The organism is Streptomyces sp. NPDC048603, from assembly GCF_043199475.1.
Lineage (GTDB): Bacteria > Actinomycetota > Actinomycetes > Streptomycetales > Streptomycetaceae > Streptomyces.
The window spans coordinates 51,695-70,256 of the sequence record NZ_JBICVY010000010.1; the positions used below are offsets into that span (position 1 = coordinate 51,695).

The following is an 18,562-nucleotide window of genomic DNA, read 5'->3' on the forward strand; positions in this document are numbered from 1 at the left end:
CCCCGCCTCAGCCCTGGTCCAACTCCAGGTAGGTGAACTCGTCCGCCGGGGTCGCGGGGGACGAGTAGCCGTTCGACATGACGGTGATGTTGACGGTCGCGGACTTGCCGATGCCGATGGTCGGGCTGGGCGCCTTGACGAGCAGCTGCTCGGGGGCCCACGCAAGGAGCTCGGCGGGGTTGTCGCCGAAGTAGACCTGGGCGTCCTGGGCGAAGACGACGCCGATGCCGCTGACCGTGACCTGGTCGTTCGCCCGGCCGGTGTCCGGGCTGATGCCGGTCACCGCCACGGCGGCGGGGCCGCCGTAGGCGAACACGCCGCGCGGCACGGCCGGGGAGGTGCCCAGGTTGTTCGTGGCCCGGACGTCGACCACGCCGACGCCTTCGGAGGGCGTCCAGGCGATGACCCCTTCGTCGGGGATGACGACGTACTCCCTGGTGGCCGGCAGCGTGCCGAAGTCGACCATGACGCCGTCGCCGAACCCGCTGCCGACGACCTCGACCGGGCCGCCGGCCGTACCGACGGGGGTCACGAGGGCCACCACCGGACCCGAGGGCACGTCGGGCGCGCCGAGGAGGCCCAGATAGGTGGAGTTGGCGTGCTGGAAGGCCACTTGGCCCATGAAGTCCTGGACCGACCTCTTCACCACGTTCGGGTCCACCGGGTCGTAGCTGTCGTTCAGAGGGTCGTCCTTGCCCGGCTGGACGTAGACGTGGGGACCGGGAAGCGCGGCGAGCGTCCCGATGACGGCCTTGACGTCGTCGTCCGCCACCGGGCCCGGAGCGGGGTACCACGGCTCGTCCTTGACCACGTCGAGGTTGTCCCAGGCCTGCGGCACCAGGTCGTTGATGTTGTAGTGGCGCTCGTTCGCCTGCCACTCCAGGGAGTCGACGTATGCGGCGAAGTCCGCTCCGCCGGCGGTGGGGGCGGCGAAGGTGTGCAGCTCGAAGTTCGGCTTCCCGTCGGGCCAGGTGAGCGTCTGGAGGTACGGGGCGACCATGGTCGCGATGCAGCCGCCCAGGCTGTGGCCGGTCACGTAGACGGTCGGGTGCGGCTGCGCCCGGCCGAGGGCGGTGGCGAGTGCCTGCGCCAGGGTGACACCCTCCGTGCTGCTCATGCCGACGACCTCGGTGAACGCCTTCATCGCCCCCTTGGCGACCCACACCCGGGACGGCACTCCGGCGAGGTTGAACGGGACCACCGTGCCGACGTCGAGGTCCTCCAGCAGGTCGGTCACGTTGCCGACGGTTCCGCGGATCACCACGGCGAACGAGTTGGAGCCGTCGGTGTTGGTGGCGAGGTAGGCCAGGTTGGCGTTGCCCGGACTCACCCCGAGCCAGGAGAGGACCCAGGTGCCCTGGGTCGCGAGCGAGGTGTCGGCCAGCTGCTGGTTGATGCCGAGGGTGATCCGGGCGCTGTGTTCCGCGAGGGTCTCGCCCGAGGGGCGCGGGGTGGCGGCGGTCGCCGCGATCGCGGAGAGGGTCATGGTCACCTGTGGGACGGTCACCTGCGGGCCCGTCGGCTGCGGGACGGTCGGCTGGTTCCGGTCGGTCGCCATGCTCGCTCCTCTGGGGATCGCCCAATCGCCCGGTCCGGCCGGAGCAGGTTCGCGGCCAACCTACTTTTCGCCGGGGGATCCCGGCGGGAGGCGGGCCCCGGGTTCATGCGATCGGGCCAGGAGGCGGGAGCGGCGGCCGGACCGGGATCCCCCGGCCGCCGCTCCCGCCTCGCGGACCGCACCGGCTCAGCTCTTGTTGCGGAACTTCCGCACCGCGAGCGGCGCCGTCACCAGGGTGATGCCGACCGCCCAGGCCAGGGTGATCAGCACCGGCTGGGCGATCGCGCCCTCGTCGTTGATCAGGTGCCGGGCCGCGTCGGCCAGGTTCGACAACGGGTTCACGTCGGTGAAGGACTGCAGCCAGTCGGGCATGTTGGTGACCGGCGCGAAGATGGAGCTGCCGAACTGCAGCGGCATCAGGACCAGCATCGCCGTGCCCTGGACCGCCTGGGCGGTCTTCATCGTCAGCCCCAGCAGGATGAAGATCCACATCAGCGAGGCGCCGAAGGCCATGGACAGGGCTACGGCGGCCAGCACGTGCAGCACCGAGCCGTGCACGCTCATGCCCAGCACGAAGCCCATGATCAGCAGGATGGTGGTGGCGACCATCATCCGGCCCAGCTCGACGACGATCTTGGCGATGAGGACCGAGGAGCGGGCGATCGGCATGGACCGGAAGCGGTCCATCACGCCCTTCTTGAAGTCGTCGTTGACGCCGGTGCCCACCGCCATGGCGATGTTCATGCCCATCATGGCCATAAGGCCGGGCACCAGGTAGTTGACGTACTGGTCGAGGTTGTCCTTGCCGAACATCTGGCCGCCGAAGACGAACGTGAACAGCAGGGTGAAGATGATCGGCATGAGCAGGACGTCGAACATCGACTCCGGATCCTGCTTGATCTGCAGCGCGTTCCGGCGCACCAGGGCGCCGATGTGCCGCAGGTGGGCCCGCAGCGGGATCCGGCCCTCCGGCTCCGGGACGGCGGACCCGCCGGCCGGGGTGCCGGACGGGCTGCCGGACGGCGTACGGGTGGGCGTCGTGGTGACGGCGCTCATGCCGCGACCTCCTCGGTGTGCTGGTGCGTGCCGTCGGCGCCGTCGGTGCCGTTGGTGCCGTCCGTGCCGGGGACGGGCCCGGCCTTGTGGCCGGTGATGGAGAGGAACACCTCGTCCAGGCTGGGCAGGTAGGTGCCGAGGTCGGCCACGGCGTAGCCGCGGGCGCCCAGCAGGCCGACCACCGCGGTCAGCTGCTCGTCGCTCAGGATCGGCACGAGCAGCACGCCCTCGTCGGGCACGGCCTGGGAGCCGGCCGGCCCGTCCAGCCCCGCCTCCGCCAGCGAGCGGGCCATGCCGGGCAGGTCGGCCGGGTCCACCGGGCGGATCCGCAGGGTACGGCCGCCGACCCGGGCCTTCAGCTCGTCCACCTTGCCCTTGGCGATGACCTTGCCGCGGTCGATGACCGTCAGCTCGTGCGCGAGCTGCTCTGCCTCCTCCATGTACTGGGTGGTGAGCAGCACCGTGGCTCCCTCGGCGACCATGCGCTGCACCTCGTCCCACACCTCGTTGCGGGTGCGCGGGTCGAGGCCGGTGGTGGGCTCGTCCAGGTACAGCACGGCCGGCCGGCCGATCATGGAGGCGGCCAGGTCCAGCCGACGGCGCATGCCGCCCGAGTAGTTCATCGCGGGCTTCCTGGCCGCGTCGGTCAGGGAGAACCGCTCCAGCAGCTCGTCCGCCCGGCTCCGGGACTCCTTGCGGGAGAGGTCGAGCAGCCGCCCGATCATGTAGAGGTTCTCCCAGCCGGACAGCTTCTCGTCGACCGAGGCGTACTGTCCGGTCAGGCCGATGGTGCGGCGCAGCTGCCGGGGCTGGCGGACCACGTCGAAACCGGCCACGGTGGCGGTCCCGGCGTCCGGGACGATCAGGGTGGACAGGCAGCGCACCAGGGTGGTCTTGCCGGCGCCGTTCGGGCCGAGCACGCCGAGGACGGTGCCCTCGCGGACGTCCAGGTCCACACCGTCCAGTGCTTTGGTCTCGCCGTAGTGCTTGACCAGCCCCCGCACCTCCACGGCGTTCGCCGCGCCGTGCCGGGGATTCTTGTCGATTCGCGTCATGCCCACCATGAGAGCAGCGGCCACCGACAACGCACCGACAGAGCGCCTACAGGACGCCGACGGGACGCCGACGGGACGCCGACGGGACCCGACGGGCTGCCGACAGAAATGCCGGCAGCCCGCCGACACCGAGGTGTCGACGGGCTGCCGGGCAGGCTGACGATGTCGTCAGTGCACGCTGTGCTCCTCCAGCGGGAACGTTCCGCCCACCACGTCCTCCGCGAATGCCTTCGCCGCGTCGCCCATGGTGGCGCGCAGAGCGGCGTACTGCTTCACGAAGCGCGGCATCTTCCCGCCGGTGAGGCCCATCATGTCGGTCCACACCAGTACCTGCGCGTCGCAGTCGGCGCCGGCCCCGATGCCCACGGTCGGGATGTGCAGCGACCGGGTCACCTCCGCCGCCAGCTCCGCCGGCACGAGCTCCAGCACCACGGCGAACGCGCCCGCGTCCTGTGCCGCCTTCGCGTCGCGCAGCAGCTGGTGCGCCGCCTCGTCGCCGCGGCCCTGGACCCGGTAGCCCATGGCGTTGACCGACTGCGGGGTCAGCCCCAGGTGGGACATGACCGGGATGCCCGACTGCACGATCAGCTCGGTCTGGCGCAGCGAGCGTTCGCCGCCCTCCAGCTTGACCGCGCCGACGCCCGCCTCCTTGACCAGCCGGGTGGCGCTGCGCAGGGCCTGCACCGGGCCCTCCTGGTACGAGCCGAACGGCATGTCCCCGATGACCAGGGCGCGCTTCGTGCCGCGGACCACCGCGGCCGACAGCATGGTCATCTCGTCCATCGTCACGGGGACGGTGGTGTCGTAGCCGAGGTGGCAGTTGCCCATCGAGTCGCCGACGAGGATGACCGGGATGCCGGACTCGTCGAAGACCGACGCGGTCATCGCGTCGTAGGCGGTGAGCATGGGCCACTTCTCGCCGCGTTCCTTGGCGAGGGTGAGGTCGCGGACGGTGATGCGCCGGGTGCCCTTGCCTCCGTAGAGGACGGGGCCGGATGTTTCGCGGGCAGGCGAAACGGGGGCATGCGTCATTGCAACTGCTCCTTGTGTCATCTCGAGGCACCCTGACGGTGTCCCCGGACTCACTCACATCGTCGCACCCGGGCGGGCCGGGGCGGAAGTATCGGGCCGGGTGCGGCGGCACACAGGAGCCGGGCGCGGCGGCGTGCAAGGGCCGGGTACGGAAGCTCCCCGCCCCGGCGGCGGCGCGCGCGGGCGGAATGTGCGCGTTTCGTGACAAGGGGAACCTGTGTCCTGCGCACCTTCGTCCTCCCGGTCGTACGAACCGGAACGGTACGTCACGGAAGGCTCCGGATATCGCCTAGGGTCAAGGGGCGGGGACGGAGCGCGAGCACGGCAGCGAGGACAGTGGTATGGCACAGGCGTATATGACGGACACCGGGAACGGCGGCTCGGAGCCCGAGCCTTCCGGGTCCCGCGTCCGCCGCCGCCTCGCCGACCTGCGCAAAGACGGGGGCATCTGGAAGCGGGGGATCGTGCTGGCGGTGCTCGCCGGCCTGCTCTCGCTGGTGATGGTCTTCCACGCCTACCTGCCGAACGACATCGGCAACACCGGCAGCCTGATCGAGACCTTCCTCCCCTGGCTCGGGGTGGCCGTTCCGCTTTTGTTCGCCGGCGCGTTCGTCCGGAAGTCCGCCACCGCGCTGCTGGCGATACTGCTGACCCTCGCCGTCTGGCTCAACCTCTTCGGCGGCCTGGTCTTCGACAAGTCCGGCTCGGGCGGCAACCTCACCGTCGCCACCCACAACGTCGACGCCGACAACACCGACCCCCGGGGCACCGCCGAGTCGGTGGCCGCGGCCGGGGCGGACGTACTGGCCCTGACCGAGCTCAAGGCGAGCGCGGTGCCCGTCTACGAGAAGGCCCTGGAGGGCACCTACAAGTACCACGCGGTCGAGGGCACGGTCGGCGTGTGGAGCAAGTACCCGCTGACCAGCGCCCTGCCCGTGGACATCAAGATGGGCTGGATCCGGGCGATGCGCGCCACCGTGAAGACCGAGCAGGGCGATGTGGCCGTGTTCGTCGCGCACCTGCCCTCGGTACGGGTCAAGCTGAACGCCGGCTTCACCGCCAACCAGCGCGACAACAGCGCCGAGGCGCTCGGCCAGGCACTGGCCCACGAGCCGCTGCGCCGGGTCATCCTGCTCGGGGACCTCAACGGCACCATGAACGACCGGGCTCTCTCCCCGGTGACCTCGCAGATGCGCTCCACCCAGGGCGCGGCGGGCGACGGCTTCGGCTTCAGCTGGCCGGCCCAGTTCCCGATGGCCCGGATCGACCAGATCATGGTCCGCGGGATCAAGCCGGAGGCCTCCTGGACCCTCCCGCGCACGGGCAGCGACCACCTTCCCGTCGCCGCCCGCGTCACCGTCCGTCCGTAGGGGCCGGGCCGTCCGTAGGGGCCGGGCCGCGCGTCAGGGCCGGGGCCCCGGCCCTCAGGGGTGCTCGCGCCAGCCGTTGGTGATGGGCAGCCGCCGGTCCTTGCCGAAGCCCTTGGCGGAGATCTTGGTGCCCGGCGGGTATTGGCGGCGCTTGTACTCCGCCCGGTCGACCATGCGGATCGTCTTCGCCACCAGCTCGGCGTCGTAACCGGCCGCCACGATCTCCGCCAGGCCCTGGTCCCGGTCCACGTACCGCTCCAGGACGGCGTCCAGGACCGGGTAGTCGGGCAGCGAATCGGTGTCCACCTGGCCGGGGCGCAGTTCGGCGCTCGGCGGCTTCCCGATGGAGTTCTCCGGGATCGGCGGGGTCTCGCCGCGCTCCCCGGCGGTCCTGTTGCGCCAGCGGGCCAGCCGGAACACGTCCGTCTTGTAGACGTCCTTGATCGGCCCGTAGGCGCCGACCGAGTCGCCGTAGAGGGTGGAGTAGCCGACCGCCAGCTCGGACTTGTTGCCCGGCGCCAGCACGATGTGCCCCTCCTGGTTGGACAGGCCCATCAGCAGGGTGCCGCGCAGCCGGGACTGCAGGTTCTCCTCGGCCAGCCCGGTCAGGCCCAGCGAGCCCATGTACGCGTCGAACATCGGCTCGATGGACACCGTCCGGAAGTGCAGGCCGGTACGCCGGGCCAGCTCGGCGGCGTCGTCCCGGGAGTGCTGCGAGGAGTACTTGGACGGCATCGACACGCCGTACACGTTCTCCGGGCCGAGGGCGTCGCAGGCGAGGGCGGCGACCAGGGCGGAGTCGATGCCCCCGGAGACCCCGATCAGCACCGAGCGGAAGCCGTTCTTGCGGACGTACGCGCGCAGTCCGGTGACCAGTGCCCCGTAGACCTCGGCGTCGTCGTCCAGCCGGTCGGCCTGTCCGCCGGTGACCTCCGGCTCGTACGGCTCCACCGGCTCCCCGGAGACCACCACGCGGTCGATGCGCAGGCCGTCGGCGACCACGCCCTCCGGTGCGTCCGGGGCGGCGGCCGGCAGGTCGAGGTCGACCAGGACGCAGCCCTCGCGGAACTGCGGGGCGCGGGCGATGACCTCGCCGTCGCGGTCGACGACGATCGAGTCGCCGTCGAACACGAGCTCGTCCTGGCCGCCCGTCATGGCCAGGTAGGCGAGGGTGCAGCCGGCCTCCTGGGCGCGCTTGCGCACCAGCTCCAGGCGTACGTCGTCCTTGTTGCGCTCGTAGGGCGAGGCGTTGACCGAGATGAGCAGGCCGGCCCCGGCGGACCGGGTGGCGGGGACCCGGCCGCCGTCCTGCCACAGGTCCTCGCAGATGGCCAGGGCCACGTCCACCCCGCGCACCCGGACCACGGGCTGGGTGTCGCCGGGCACGAAGTAACGGAACTCGTCGAACACCCCGTAATTGGGGAGGTGGTGTTTGGCGAAGCGGAGCACCACCTCGCCCCGGTGCAGGACGGCTGCGGCGTTCTCGGGCGCGCCGGCCGGGCGGCCGAGCCGGGATTCGGTCCCTCCGGCCCGGTCCAGGTAGCCGACGACCACGGGGAGTTCACCGAGTCCCTCGGAGGACAGCCGGGCGGCCAGTTCGAGGAGTGCGGCCCGGGATCCCTCGACGAAGGAGGCGCGCAGGGCGAGGTCCTCGACGGGGTAGCCGGTCAACGCCATTTCGGGGAACGCCACCAGGTGGGCGCCCTGCTCGGCGGAGTGCCGGGTCCAGTGCACGATCGCGTCGGCGTTGGCCGCGATGTTGCCGACGTGTGCGTCGATCTGATTCAGCGCGAGGCGAAGTTGAGGCACGGATCCAGTGTAATCGTCTTTCTGACGCGATGTCCTGGAACCTACGGAGTGACCCCTGTCTCCACGGCGGGAGACAGGGGTCACGGGGGGCCTGGAGGTCAGCTGAGGTTGCCCGACCAGATGGCGTTCTCGTAGCCGACGGCCGCCGGGGAGATCTCGAACTGGAGGCCCTTGGTGCCCTCGGTGAGGCCGTACCCGAAGACCGCGGTGGCCGACTGGCCCGGCAGCAGGGTGCCCTCGAAGGGCTTGTAGACCTCGTCGTCGAACAGCCGGTCCACTTCCACGCCCTTGTCGTCGCGGGCGGAGGGCAGGGCCAGGCGGATCTCGATCTTCTTGTCGGAGCCGTTCTTGATGGTGGCCGTCACCTTGGCCGCCGAGGTGGGGCGGTCCGGCATGTAGGCGTTCGGCTCGGGCTTGTAGCCCTTGACCTCAGTGACGGTGACCTCGACCCCGTCCTGGTAGCGGTAGGTCTTGCCGAAGGCGAGCGGGCTGTCCGGGCCGGGCAGGTCGTCGTAGCTGTCGCTGTCGCCGTACCCGGAGTCGGAATCGGAGTCCGACTCGGAGTCAGAGTCGGAGTCGGAGTCGTCCTCGTAGTCGTCCAGGCTCCGCTCGTAGCGCGCGTCGTCGCGCTTGTCCGCGTCCACGGAGATCTGGATGGTGAAGACGACGCCCACGATCATCGAGAGGAAGGAGAGCGAGCCGAGGACGATGCCGGTGATGGCCATGCCCTTGCGGCCACCGCCCTTGTTGGCCTTGGCGAGGCCCGCGACGCCGGTGCCGATGGCGGTCGCGCCGAAGGTGAACACGACCGCGAAGAGGTACGGCACGAAGCCGAGCACGAAGGCCAGGGCGCCGATGATCAGCGAGCCGAGGGCCAGTCCGTTCTGGTCGGCCGGCGGCGTGAAGGCCGGGCCGCCGGGGTACGGGGCGGCCGGGTAACCGGGGTACTGGCCCCAGGCGTTGCCGGGGCCACCCGGCGCGCCCGGGGTTCCGTACGGCGCGGGGGCGCCGGGCGCGGGCGGGACGAACGCGCCGGGCTGCGGCGCGGCAGCGGCCGCGCCGGCCGGAGCGGGCGGCGCGAAGGGGTTCGGGGCGGAGGCGGCGGCCTCTGCGGGGGCCCCTGCCGGGGCCGGTGCCGGAGACGGAGACGCGAACGGGCCCGGCGCGGCAGCGGCCGGCTCGACGGGGGCCGGCGCCGGGGCGTCGACGGGGGTCGGGGCCGGGGCCGGGGCCGCAGGGGCGTCCGCCGGCGCGGGCACCTTGTCGAGCGACAGCGTGGGCGCGGCCGGGGCTTCGGCGAGCGTGGGCGCGTCGGTCTCGGCCGGCGTCTCCGCCGGAGCCTCGGCCGGAGCCGGGGTCTCAGCGGGGGCGGGCGCCTTGTCGAGGGAGAGCGTGGCCGGTGCCGCGTCCGCCGGTTCGGCGGCCGGGGTCTCGGCGGGTATCGCGACGCCCTCGGTGACCGTCGGCTCGGGCGAGCCGGCGGGCGGGGTGGTGTGCGGCTGGTTCGAGGGCGGCGTGCTCATGCCTGGGACGTTCCTCACGTGGCGGCGATGTCGTGCGGTTTTGCCGCCCAGCCTGTCATGAGCCTGACCCGCCCTCAAAGGGGGTTTGCCCTCGCCGTCCTTCCGTTGCGCGCGTCACGCCACTCCGGGGCAACGAGCCCGCCCGTCCACGCGTCTTGCAGGGCGGATGCGGATGCGGATGCGGATGCCCGCGCGGCATCCCGACGCCGTCCCTGACCCACCCTGCTTAGGATGAGTCGCATTATGTCCACACAAGGTACGCGGTTGATCGCCGCTCTCCTCGGTCTGAGCGCCGCCGCTTACACCGCGTGGGTGCTCGAAGTCGTCCTCTCCACCGGGCTGAACCCCATCGAGACGTACGTCAGCGAGCTCGCGGCCCGGGACCAGCCCCTCGGCGGCTTGTTCCGCGCCACCGACTTCACGGCCGGACTGCTCGCCTTCGCGGGCGGCCTGCTGGCGCTGATCCGGCTGGCCAAGTACCCCGAGACCCGCCGCCTCTGGTCGGTGATCGGCTGGCACGGCGTCGCCCTGTTCGGCGCGGCCACCGCAGCCGACGCCTGGCTGCCGCTCAGCTGCAAGCCCACCGTGGACCCGGCCTGCGCCTCCCGGGAAACCGCCGGGCTGGTGCCCGCCACCCACCAGGCGCACGCCATCAGCAGCAGTCTGGCCATGTGCGGCGCGCTCGTCGCGATCGTCGCGCTCACCGTCGCCGCCCGCCGCTACGGCTGGTTCGCCCCGCTCGCCCGGTACGGCCCCGCACTGGTGGTGCTGGAACTCCTCGCCACCGCCTGGACCCTCGGCGCGATTGCCATGTTCACGGCCGGACGCGGCACCTGGGCGCTCGGCGCCGGCCAGCGTCTGCAGGTGCTGCTGGTCGCGGTCTGGCTCGGCGTGCTCGCGTACTCGGTGTACCGGGAACGCCGGACATGAGCGCCGGGCCGGGTTTGGCACCTGGAGGGAACTGGTCCGGTTTCGTACGGGCCGGCCGGGACGGGGTGCCGCTGCACGTACGCGTCGAGGGCCGCGGACCGGTCTGTGTCCTGTCCGCAGGGCTGGCCCTGAGCTGGTTCGACTGGGACGCCGTCACCGCGCTGCTCGCTCCGCACCGCACCGTGGTCCGCTTCGACCGCCCCGGCCACGGGCTCAGCGCCCCCGCCGCCGTACCGCCGACGGCCGCCGGGGAGGCGCACCGGATCGCCGCTCTGCTCGACGCGCTCGACCCGTGCCTGCCGGCCGGTCCGGTGACGGTGGCCGGGCACTCGATCGCCGGGTTCCACGCGGAGGCGTTCGCCCGCCTGTACCCGGACCGGACCGCGGCCCTGCTCCTGATCGACAGCAGCGTGGAGGAGGACGTCCGTACGACCGCCGCCGGCACCGCCGTACGCACCGCTGCCGCGCGCGCCCTCGGCTCGGCCGTGACCGCCGCCGGGCTGCCCGCCGCCCTGGGACCGCTGGTCCGCCGCGCCGCCGTACGGCTCTCCCGGAGCGGCCGGACCGACGGGGCCGGCCGGACAGGCCCGGCCGGCGGTGCAGGCCGGGCTGACGGTGCCGACAGGGCTGACGGTGCCGACGGGGCGGCCCGGCCCGCGGCCGCGCGGGACCTCGTCCGCCGCTGCTACCGCACCGGCCGGGTCTGGCGCGGGGCCCTGCTGGAGAACGCCCGCTACCCGGACATGGCCGCCGAGGTCCTGGCCCTGCGGAGGACCCGTCCGCTGACCGCTCCGGTCGTGGTCCTCGCCGCCCACGACGGCTCCGCGAGCCGTCCGGCCCTGCGCTGGCTCGCCCGGCAGGCCGCCCTCGCGGACACCCTCGGAGCCCGCTTCGAGGTGGCAGAACCGGCCGGCCACCTGCTGATGCTGGACCGCCCGCACGAGATCGCGCGGGCGGTGCTGGGCGCGGCCGGCCCTGCCTGACGTACCGGACCGGTCCGGACCGGGTCCGGACCGGGGCCGGATCGGACCGGGAGACCGGGCGCGGCCGTACGGGTGAGCGTACGGCCGCGCCGGCCCCGGCGGCGTGCCGCTACTCCTGCGGCTTCGCGCCCCGCTGCTTGAGCATGTCCGCCATCAGCAGCATCTCCGACTGCTGGGCGTCCACCATGCCCTGGGCCAGCTTGCGCTCGACGGGGTTCTCGCACTGCTTCGCGCAGCCCTCGGCCATCGCGACGCCGCCCTTGTGGTGCTCGGTCATCAGCTGCAGGTAGAGGATCTCGGCCTGCACGCCCTCGGCGGTGCCGAGCCGGGCCATCTCCTCCTTGGTGGCCATGCCGGGCATCAGCGCGCCGGGCTTCGTCTTGACGCCGCCCATCTCGTGACCGCCCTGACCGCCGTGGCCACCGCCGTGCCCGGAGTGCCCACCGGACCCGCCGGACCCGCCGGATCCGTCAGACCCAACGGACCCGCCGGACTCGGCCATCCACGCCATCGGCGCCTGACCGGGCTCCACCTTCGGCAGCCCCCACAGGTCCAGCCAGCCCAGCATCATGCCCCGCTGGTTGGCCTGGGTGTTGGCGATGTCGTAGGCGAGGCTGCGGACCGCCTCGTCCTTCGTGCGGTCCCGCACGATGAAGGACATCTCCACCGCCTGCTGGTGGTGGACCGACATGTCCCGGGCGAAGCCCGCATCGGCCGAGGCGTTGTCCGGGGCGTCCGCCCCGGAGCCGGAGGACCCGCTCGCCACGGCGACCGTGGCCGCCGCCGCGAGCACCAGCGCCAGCAGCACCGCGCCGACCGCCACCCGCACCGTACGCGCCGGACGGGCCGCGGGAACGGCGGCGCCGTCGACCACGGCCACGGCCACGGCCACGGCCACGGTCTCGGCTACGGCCTCGGCACCGTCCCCGGCCCTTGTCCCTTTTTCCGCCTGGCTCACTGAGCCGTCACACCCTGCGTGCAGGCGGCACCCGGCTCGGGGGTCTGCGGGCCCTGCACGTACTTGCCGAAGAACGTGTCGACCCGCGGGTCGGCCGCGCTGTCCACGGTCAGCTGCTTGCCCCAGGCGCTGAGCATGATCGCGCCGGACTGCTCCTTCACCGGGCTCATCAGCGAGTACGGGGTCTTCTTGACCTTCTCGGCGAGCTTGTCGATCTCCGCCTTCGGCGCCTTCTCGTTGTACGTCACCCAGACGGCGCCGTGCTCCAGCGAGTGCACCGCGTTGACCTCGGGGATCGCGCTCGGGTAGACGTCGCCGTCGCAGTTCATCCAGCGCGGGTGGTGGTCACCGCCCACCGGCGGGGTCATCTCGTACTTGACCTGGGTCTCGACGTGGTTCCGGCCGAGCTTCTTGGCGTCCCAGTTCTTCTCGCCGTCCACCGGCTTCTTCAGGGCCTCGGTGCGCTTGTTCTCCTTGTCCTTCTGGTCCATCACCACGTAGCCGGCGCCGCCGACGATGCCCGCGACGATCAGTACCGAAACGGTGATCGTGATGATCTTGATGCGGCGGTCCCGGGCCTGCTCGACGCGCCGCATCTCGGCTATCCGCTGCTGCCGGGAGCTGCCGCCCTGGTTGTTGGTCTTGGTGGCCATCTTGGTGTGCCTGTCCTTCTGCTGAGGGGGGTGGGTGGATCGGCGAGGGTCGTCGGCGACCGGACCGGTCAGGTCCGCAGCACCTGAAGGACATGCAGGTCGGGTGCCCGGGCCGGGGGCTGCACCGGCCGCGCCGCGCCCGCCGCCCGCACCGCGGCGACCGGCGCCGGCTCGGCCCCGTGCGTGGCCACGGCGGGCGGTGGCACGGGCACCAGGCCGGGCGTGACGTGCGAGAAGGGGGAACAGGCGGGCAGGTCGTACGGGCACACGTACGAGGCGTGCGCCCGGTGTGCGGGGACGGGCCCGGGGCCGGGCCCGGTGACGGGAGCCGCGGCGCGCACGCCGGGCGGCCCCGGCAGGGCCCCTGAGGCCGGACCGGAAGCCGCTCCGGCGACGCCGTGCGCCACGAGCCGGTCCGCGGCCTCGCCGCCACCCGTACGCGCGCACAGGAACAGCGCTCCGACCAGCGTCCCGAGGGCGCACAGCAGCGCCGCTCGGCGTACTCCGCGCCCGCGCTGCGTGTGAGACCTGCCCCCCATGGGCGCCGATGGTAGTGCTCATGACGCCCGAGCGGTCAGTGCGGGGTGCCCGGTGACTCCGGGGGTGCGTAATCTGGCGGAAACCACGGCCCGCGATACTGGCCGCGCCAGGTCCTGGCGATGGTGGTGCACAGGTCGTCTGAACTGCGAGGATGAGCCCATGGACAAGCAGCAGGAATTCGTCCTCCGGACGCTCGAGGAACGCGACATCCGGTTCGTGCGCCTGTGGTTCACCGACGTGCTCGGCTTCCTCAAGTCGGTCGCGGTCGCCCCCGCCGAGCTGGAACAGGCATTTGACGAGGGCATCGGCTTCGACGGCTCCGCGATCGAGGGCTTCGCGCGGGTCTACGAATCCGACATGATCGCCAAGCCGGATCCGGGGACCTTCCAGATACTGCCGTGGCGCGCCGAGGCCCCGGGCACCGCCCGTATGTTCTGCGACATCCTCATGCCGGACGGCTCCCCCTCCTTCGCCGACCCCCGCTTCGTCCTCAAGCGGATCCTGGCCAAGACCTCCGACCTGGGCTTCACCTTCTACACCCACCCGGAGATCGAGTTCTTCCTGCTGAAGGACAAGCCGCTGGACGGCTCCCGGCCGGTCCCGGCGGACAACTCCGGCTATTTCGACCACACGCCGCAGAACGTCGGCATGGACTTCCGCCGCCAGGCGATCACCATGCTCGAATCCATGGGCATCTCGGTCGAGTTCAGCCACCACGAGGGCGCCCCGGGCCAGCAGGAGATCGACCTCCGCTACGCCGACGCCCTCTCCACGGCGGACAACATCATGACCTTCCGCCTGGTCATGAAGCAGGTCGCGCTGGAACAGGGCGTCCAGGCCACCTTCATGCCGAAGCCGTTCTCCGAGTACCCGGGTTCGGGCATGCACACCCACCTCTCCCTCTTCGAGGGCGACCGCAACGCGTTCTACGAGTCGGGAGCCGAGTACCAGCTCTCCAAGGTGGGCCGCTCCTTCATCGCCGGCCTGCTGCGCCACGCGGCCGAGACGGCGGCGGTCACCAACCAGTGGGTCAACTCCTACAAGCGCATCTGGGGCGGCTCCGGCCGCACCGCCGGCTCCGGCGGCGAGGCCCCCGCGTACATCTGCTGGGGCCACAACAACCGCTCCGCGCTGATCCGCGTCCCGATGTACAAGCCGGGCAAGATGGGCTCCTCCCGGGTCGAGGTCCGCTCGATCGACTCGGGCGCCAACCCGTACCTGACGTACGCGGTCCTGCTCGCGGCGGGCCTCAAGGGCATCGAGGAGGGCTACGAACTCCCGGCCGGCGCCGACGACGACGTGTGGGCCCTCTCCGACGCGGAACGCCGCGCGATGGGCATCGAGCCCCTCCCGCAGAACCTCGGCGAGGCCATCACCCTGATGGAACGCTCCGAACTGGTCGCCGAAACCCTCGGTGAACACGTATTCGATTTCTTCCTGCGCAACAAGAAGCAGGAGTGGGAGGAGTACCGCTCGGAGGTCACCGCCTTCGAACTCCGCAAGAACCTCCCGGTGCTGTAACCGCGGGCCACAGGGCCCATCGGGCGGACAGACACGGCAGGCAGGGCCGGCGACGGTGCGTCGCCGGCCCTGCCTGTGTGCGGGGTGTTCCGGTCAGAACTGGAACGTGCCCTCCGGCGGGATCGTGATGTCGCCGATGGGCTTGGTCAGCAGATCCACTCCGCCCTGCTGGATGTGCAGGACGACGTTGTCGTAGTGGATCTGGATCAGGTTGACCCGCCAGTTCCCGTTGGGGCACACGTCCCGCGCCGACGGCTGCTCGGGAATGGGGAGGTTCACGTTGCTGAAGGTGATCTGGCCGTTGCGCGCCTGGAAGGTCCTCGTCGGGCCGGTCACCTGGTTGAACTCGGTGCCCTGCCCGGGTGCGATGTTGCCGCCCCGGTTCGAGCACACGTACTCGGCCTCGACGGAATCCGCCGTGATGAAGGCGCCGGTGGCGCGGTTGCCCAGGCCCGCTGCCTTGCCGCTGCACGTGATGCCCGAGGTCAGGGACGTGGTGCAGGTGACCGGTCCGATGAAGTGCTCGCCTTGGGCGGTGGCCGTCGTGGTGCCTGCGGCACCGGCGACGACGGTGAGGAGCGCGGTCGCGAGGACGCGTCGCATGGGGTCTCCGTTTCCGTGGAGGGGAGAGAGGTGCGCGACGCTCCTCCAGGGGGCGTCGCCGACAGAGCAATCTCACGCCGGACGCAGAGTCATGCCCGGATTGGGATGCTCGGAGTAGAGACGGTCACCGCGAGGATGACTTTCCCGGCGCGTCTCCTGTCACGGACAGGGGGCCTCGGACGCGCGAGAGCCGGGACACCCGACGGGTGTCCCGGCTCTCGCGCGTTCGGGGGCGTTCGTGCGGTCAGTTGACGACCGGGCGCCAGGCCGCGCGGGGGGCGTCCGGGTCGGGGGTGGTGTCGGTGCGGCGGGTGGGGGCCGTGGTGGCGTGCAGGCGGGCGTCGACGCCCAGGACCACCGTGGTGGTGCCGGTGGCTTCGACCAGGCCCGCCGGGGCGCCGGAGAACATCGTCTGGGACTGGCCCCAGGCCGGGGCGCCGGTCAGCGGGGTGGAGCCCACGGTGCCCTTGTCCGCACGGCCCGAGAGCAGGGTGCCCGCGACGCTCACCGCGCCGTAGCCGGCCTGGCCGCCGTGCTCGGTGACCGGGGAGACGGCCGGCCTGCCCGCGGGGGCGGCGGTGACCAGGGCGGAGCGGACCACGCCGGAGTCGGGGCGGCGGAAGTACAGCCGGACGCCCTGGCCCTCCGGTGCCGCGGTGAGCGGGACGGTGGTCGGCGGGAGGCCGGTCACGAACGGGCCCTGGAGCGGGGCGTCCGCGGCCGGCCGGGTCCAGGCCAGGACGGTGCGGCCGGTGGAGGCGAAGACATGGGTGCGGCCGGCCGCGTCGGTCGCGGTCACCGGGTCGCTCTGCAGGTCGCCGCCGCCCAGCTGCTGCCAGGGGCCGAAGCCGCCGGCCGGCAGCTGGGTGGCGGAGCGCAGGCTGCGCCTGGCGTCGCGTACGTAGACGGTGAGGAGGCCGTTGCGGTCCACCGCGGTCGCGGGGCCGCTGATCGCGGAGTAGCCGTCGGCGTCGGCGGCCTCCGGAGTGCCGGCCGACTGCCAGGCGCCGAAGGTGCCGTCCGGGGTCTTCTGGACGGCGTAGACGACCTCGCGGCGGTAGTCCTGCGGGCGCTGGCCGAGGGTGGTGCGGGTGCCGACGACCGCGATCCGGCCGTCGGGCAGGCGGGCGGCGGAGACCCCGGGGTCGATGCCGCCGCCGGGGAGCAGCACCGGGCCGGTCCAGGCGGCCTGCGGGCCGGCGCCGGCCCGGGTCCAGTACGCCATCCCGCCGTCGAGGGAGGCGAAGGCCCAGAGCTTGCCGCCGGCGCCCTGGACGAGCCAGGAGGTGCTGTCGGCGCGGGTGTAGCGGAGGCTGTGGGCCCAGATGTGGCCGGTCGGCAGGTTGCCGACCTTGCGGTCGCCGCAGCCGTAGGGGGAGCCGCAGTGGTTCTGGTGGTCGGCCCAGCCGTACGTCCGGAGGGAGCCCACCTTCGCCTGGACCGTCTGCGGGTCCAGGCTCCTGGGCAGGACGCCGTTGTGGTAGCCGAGGTAGTTCTGGACCGTGAAGTGCGGGCGGTCCTTGACCTGCGTGTACCGCTCGACGGCGGCCTGGGCGAACCGGGCGCCGAACATGTGGTCCTGGTGGTCGTCCGGGGTACCGCTCTTGGGGTGTTTGCCGGGCGTGGGGTCCTGCATGCGTATCGTCGTCGGCCGGTAGCGGTCGAGGACGCCCGCGATGGTGGATATCGCCTGTTCCTTGGTGTACGTGAACGGCTGCTTGACCGGGCTGTCCTTGGTGAGCACGGAGTTCAGGGCGGGTATCCGCCCGTTCCACAGGCCGCGCAGGCTGTTCGGGCGGTCGGCGCCGATGTGGCCGGCCTCGCGCAGCTGCAGCCACACCAGGTTCACCTGGGGCTTGGCGATGAGGGTGTCGACCTCGGCCTGGCCGCCGCCGGCGGTGGGTATGGAGACGCGGTTCCAGGCGGACGCGCGGTCGCCGGTCGCCATCTCGGCGTAGGCGGCGCGTATGCCGTTCTGCCGGGCCTCGGCGTAGGCGGCGGTGTCGGCCGGCGGCTTGGGCTCCTTGCCCTTGGCGTTGATGCCGTCGGACTCGCCGGAGGTGAGATAGGTGGTGGTGACCTTGGTCCCGGCGAGCAGGGTGCGGCTGACGTCCGGGTTCATGAAGAAGAGGTCGTCGTCGGGGTGGGCGACGATCTGCAGCACCGAGCCGTCGGCGGGGCCGGCCGGGCGGATGCTCGTCTTCCGGTCCGCGGGCTCGCGTGCGGCGTCCACGCCCGTCTCCTGGCCGTAGGCGACGGCGAGGACGCCGGTGGCCCCGGCGGTGAGGACGGTGAGCATGGCCGCGAGGCGGATGCGGAGGGCGGGAAGCATCAGTCACCCCTGAGTGGTCGGTACGGTGCGGAAATTCGCCGAGCAGTCAGATAGAGGCCAAAACGGGGAACTTGGTTCACCGCGTCGGTAGGTGACACCACTCATTCCGGTTGCGAGCGGAGGTGATTGTGCCCCGCGCATTTGTGAAAGGAAAAATCGCCCGGGATGCGGACCGTGAGTGGACGTCAGGTTGTCCGCGATCATCGGGCATTGGTAATGATCATTGTGGTTCGTTTGCGTATGGCCTGATTTGCGGCACCGTCCCGGGCGGGTCGGCTGACCGTCGCGACAGCGCACACGGACCTCCGGATACCGGAAAACGCCTGGTCGGCAGGGGGTTTGGCGCTCCCTGCGGGTGGCCTTGCTGGGATCTGGCGCCGGGGCGGCAAGCAGGCCGGACGCAGTCGCCGGCCTGCTGTGCCCGCACCGCGCACCGCGAATCCGGCAGGTGATGTGATCTTTGACACGTGTGGGCCGTGTGCGGCACCGGACGCCGCCCCGAAGCCTCCTCGACCTGCCCGGAGGCGGCCCGGCCGCGCCTCCGCAGACCGGATCTGACGCAGTGGCGGCGGGGGTCCGGCGCCGCGGGCACGCTGCGGATAGGCTCGGACGGGAACAGGGGCACGGCGCAGGAGCGGG

The 18,562-nt window shown here is 72.0% G+C and carries 15 protein-coding genes; 4 read left to right on the top strand and 11 right to left on the bottom strand.

What is annotated here, in order from left to right; translation table 11 throughout:
• Positions 1-7 precede the first annotated feature (7 nt).
• From ACGFQ9_RS24875 to panB, 4 genes are all read right to left on the bottom strand, one after another.
• Complete coding sequence (locus ACGFQ9_RS24875; RefSeq protein WP_393576627.1) at positions 8-1,558, bottom strand: IPT/TIG domain-containing protein; 1,551 nt, start codon at positions 1,556-1,558, stop codon at positions 8-10.
• A 186-nt stretch (positions 1,559-1,744) separates the two neighbouring features.
• Positions 1,745-2,614 carry an ABC transporter permease gene (locus ACGFQ9_RS24880; protein ID WP_393576629.1) on the bottom strand — a complete coding sequence of 290 codons (870 nt, stop codon included), beginning with the start codon at positions 2,612-2,614 and terminating at the stop codon, positions 1,745-1,747.
• Positions 2,611-3,678, bottom strand: coding sequence for an ATP-binding cassette domain-containing protein (locus ACGFQ9_RS24885; RefSeq protein WP_393577083.1), 1,068 nt, complete (start codon positions 3,676-3,678; stop codon positions 2,611-2,613). Before ACGFQ9_RS24885 ends, ACGFQ9_RS24880 begins: the two co-directional genes overlap by 4 nt.
• Positions 3,679-3,837: 159 nt before the next feature.
• Positions 3,838-4,701 (bottom strand): 3-methyl-2-oxobutanoate hydroxymethyltransferase, encoded by an 864-nt coding sequence (gene panB / locus ACGFQ9_RS24890; RefSeq protein ID WP_393576631.1) that lies wholly within the window; start codon positions 4,699-4,701, stop codon positions 3,838-3,840.
• Positions 4,702-5,042: 341 nt separating this feature from the next.
• On the opposite strand from panB, the gene ACGFQ9_RS24895 reads away from it, so the two are divergent.
• Positions 5,043-6,071, top strand: coding sequence for an endonuclease/exonuclease/phosphatase family protein (locus ACGFQ9_RS24895; RefSeq protein ID WP_393576633.1), 1,029 nt, complete (start codon positions 5,043-5,045; stop codon positions 6,069-6,071).
• A gap of 54 nt (positions 6,072-6,125) precedes the next feature.
• Here ACGFQ9_RS24895 and ACGFQ9_RS24900 read toward each other — a convergent pair whose 3' ends face one another.
• Together ACGFQ9_RS24900 and ACGFQ9_RS24905 are read right to left on the bottom strand one after the other, a co-directional pair.
• Complete coding sequence (locus tag ACGFQ9_RS24900) at positions 6,126-7,880, bottom strand: NAD+ synthase (protein ID WP_393576634.1); 1,755 nt, start codon at positions 7,878-7,880, stop codon at positions 6,126-6,128.
• A gap of 98 nt (positions 7,881-7,978) precedes the next feature.
• Positions 7,979-9,403: a DUF4190 domain-containing protein gene (locus ACGFQ9_RS24905; protein ID WP_393576635.1), complete on the bottom strand. Its 1,425-nt coding sequence runs from the start codon at positions 9,401-9,403 to the stop codon at positions 7,979-7,981.
• Positions 9,404-9,646: 243 nt separating this feature from the next.
• Between ACGFQ9_RS24905 and ACGFQ9_RS24910 the strand changes: the two genes are divergently transcribed.
• Positions 9,647-10,333, top strand: a complete 687-nt coding sequence (locus ACGFQ9_RS24910; protein WP_393576637.1) for a DUF998 domain-containing protein — start codon at positions 9,647-9,649, stop codon at positions 10,331-10,333.
• Positions 10,330-11,316, top strand: coding sequence for an alpha/beta fold hydrolase (locus ACGFQ9_RS24915; RefSeq protein ID WP_393576639.1), 987 nt, complete (start codon positions 10,330-10,332; stop codon positions 11,314-11,316). Before ACGFQ9_RS24910 ends, ACGFQ9_RS24915 begins: the two co-directional genes overlap by 4 nt.
• 109 nt (positions 11,317-11,425) lie before the next feature.
• Here ACGFQ9_RS24915 and ACGFQ9_RS24920 read toward each other — a convergent pair whose 3' ends face one another.
• The 3 genes from ACGFQ9_RS24920 to ACGFQ9_RS24930 all read right to left on the bottom strand — a co-directional run bounded on the left by ACGFQ9_RS24920 (position 11,426) and on the right by ACGFQ9_RS24930 (position 13,466).
• Positions 11,426-12,124, bottom strand: coding sequence for a DUF305 domain-containing protein (locus ACGFQ9_RS24920; RefSeq protein WP_393577084.1), 699 nt, complete (start codon positions 12,122-12,124; stop codon positions 11,426-11,428).
• 146 nt (positions 12,125-12,270) lie between these two features.
• Positions 12,271-12,927 carry a DUF3105 domain-containing protein gene (locus ACGFQ9_RS24925; RefSeq protein ID WP_393576641.1) on the bottom strand — a complete coding sequence of 219 codons (657 nt, stop codon included), beginning with the start codon at positions 12,925-12,927 and terminating at the stop codon, positions 12,271-12,273.
• A gap of 68 nt (positions 12,928-12,995) precedes the next feature.
• The gene (locus ACGFQ9_RS24930) at positions 12,996-13,466 is read right to left on the bottom strand and encodes a hypothetical protein (protein WP_393576643.1); all 471 of its coding nucleotides are present in this window, start codon (positions 13,464-13,466) and stop codon (positions 12,996-12,998) included.
• A gap of 160 nt (positions 13,467-13,626) precedes the next feature.
• Between ACGFQ9_RS24930 and ACGFQ9_RS24935 the strand changes: the two genes are divergently transcribed.
• Positions 13,627-14,988: a glutamine synthetase family protein gene (locus ACGFQ9_RS24935; RefSeq protein WP_365110299.1), complete on the top strand. Its 1,362-nt coding sequence runs from the start codon at positions 13,627-13,629 to the stop codon at positions 14,986-14,988.
• Positions 14,989-15,081: 93 nt separating this feature from the next.
• On the opposite strand, the gene ACGFQ9_RS24940 is transcribed toward ACGFQ9_RS24935, so the two are convergent.
• A complete protein-coding gene (locus tag ACGFQ9_RS24940; RefSeq protein ID WP_393576646.1) occupies positions 15,082-15,591 on the bottom strand; it encodes a hypothetical protein in 510 nt (169 codons plus the stop codon).
• Positions 15,592-15,835: 244 nt separating this feature from the next.
• Positions 15,836-17,923: a PIG-L family deacetylase gene (locus tag ACGFQ9_RS24945; protein ID WP_393576648.1), complete on the bottom strand. Its 2,088-nt coding sequence runs from the start codon at positions 17,921-17,923 to the stop codon at positions 15,836-15,838.
• Between the last annotated feature and the right edge of the window lie 639 nt (positions 17,924-18,562).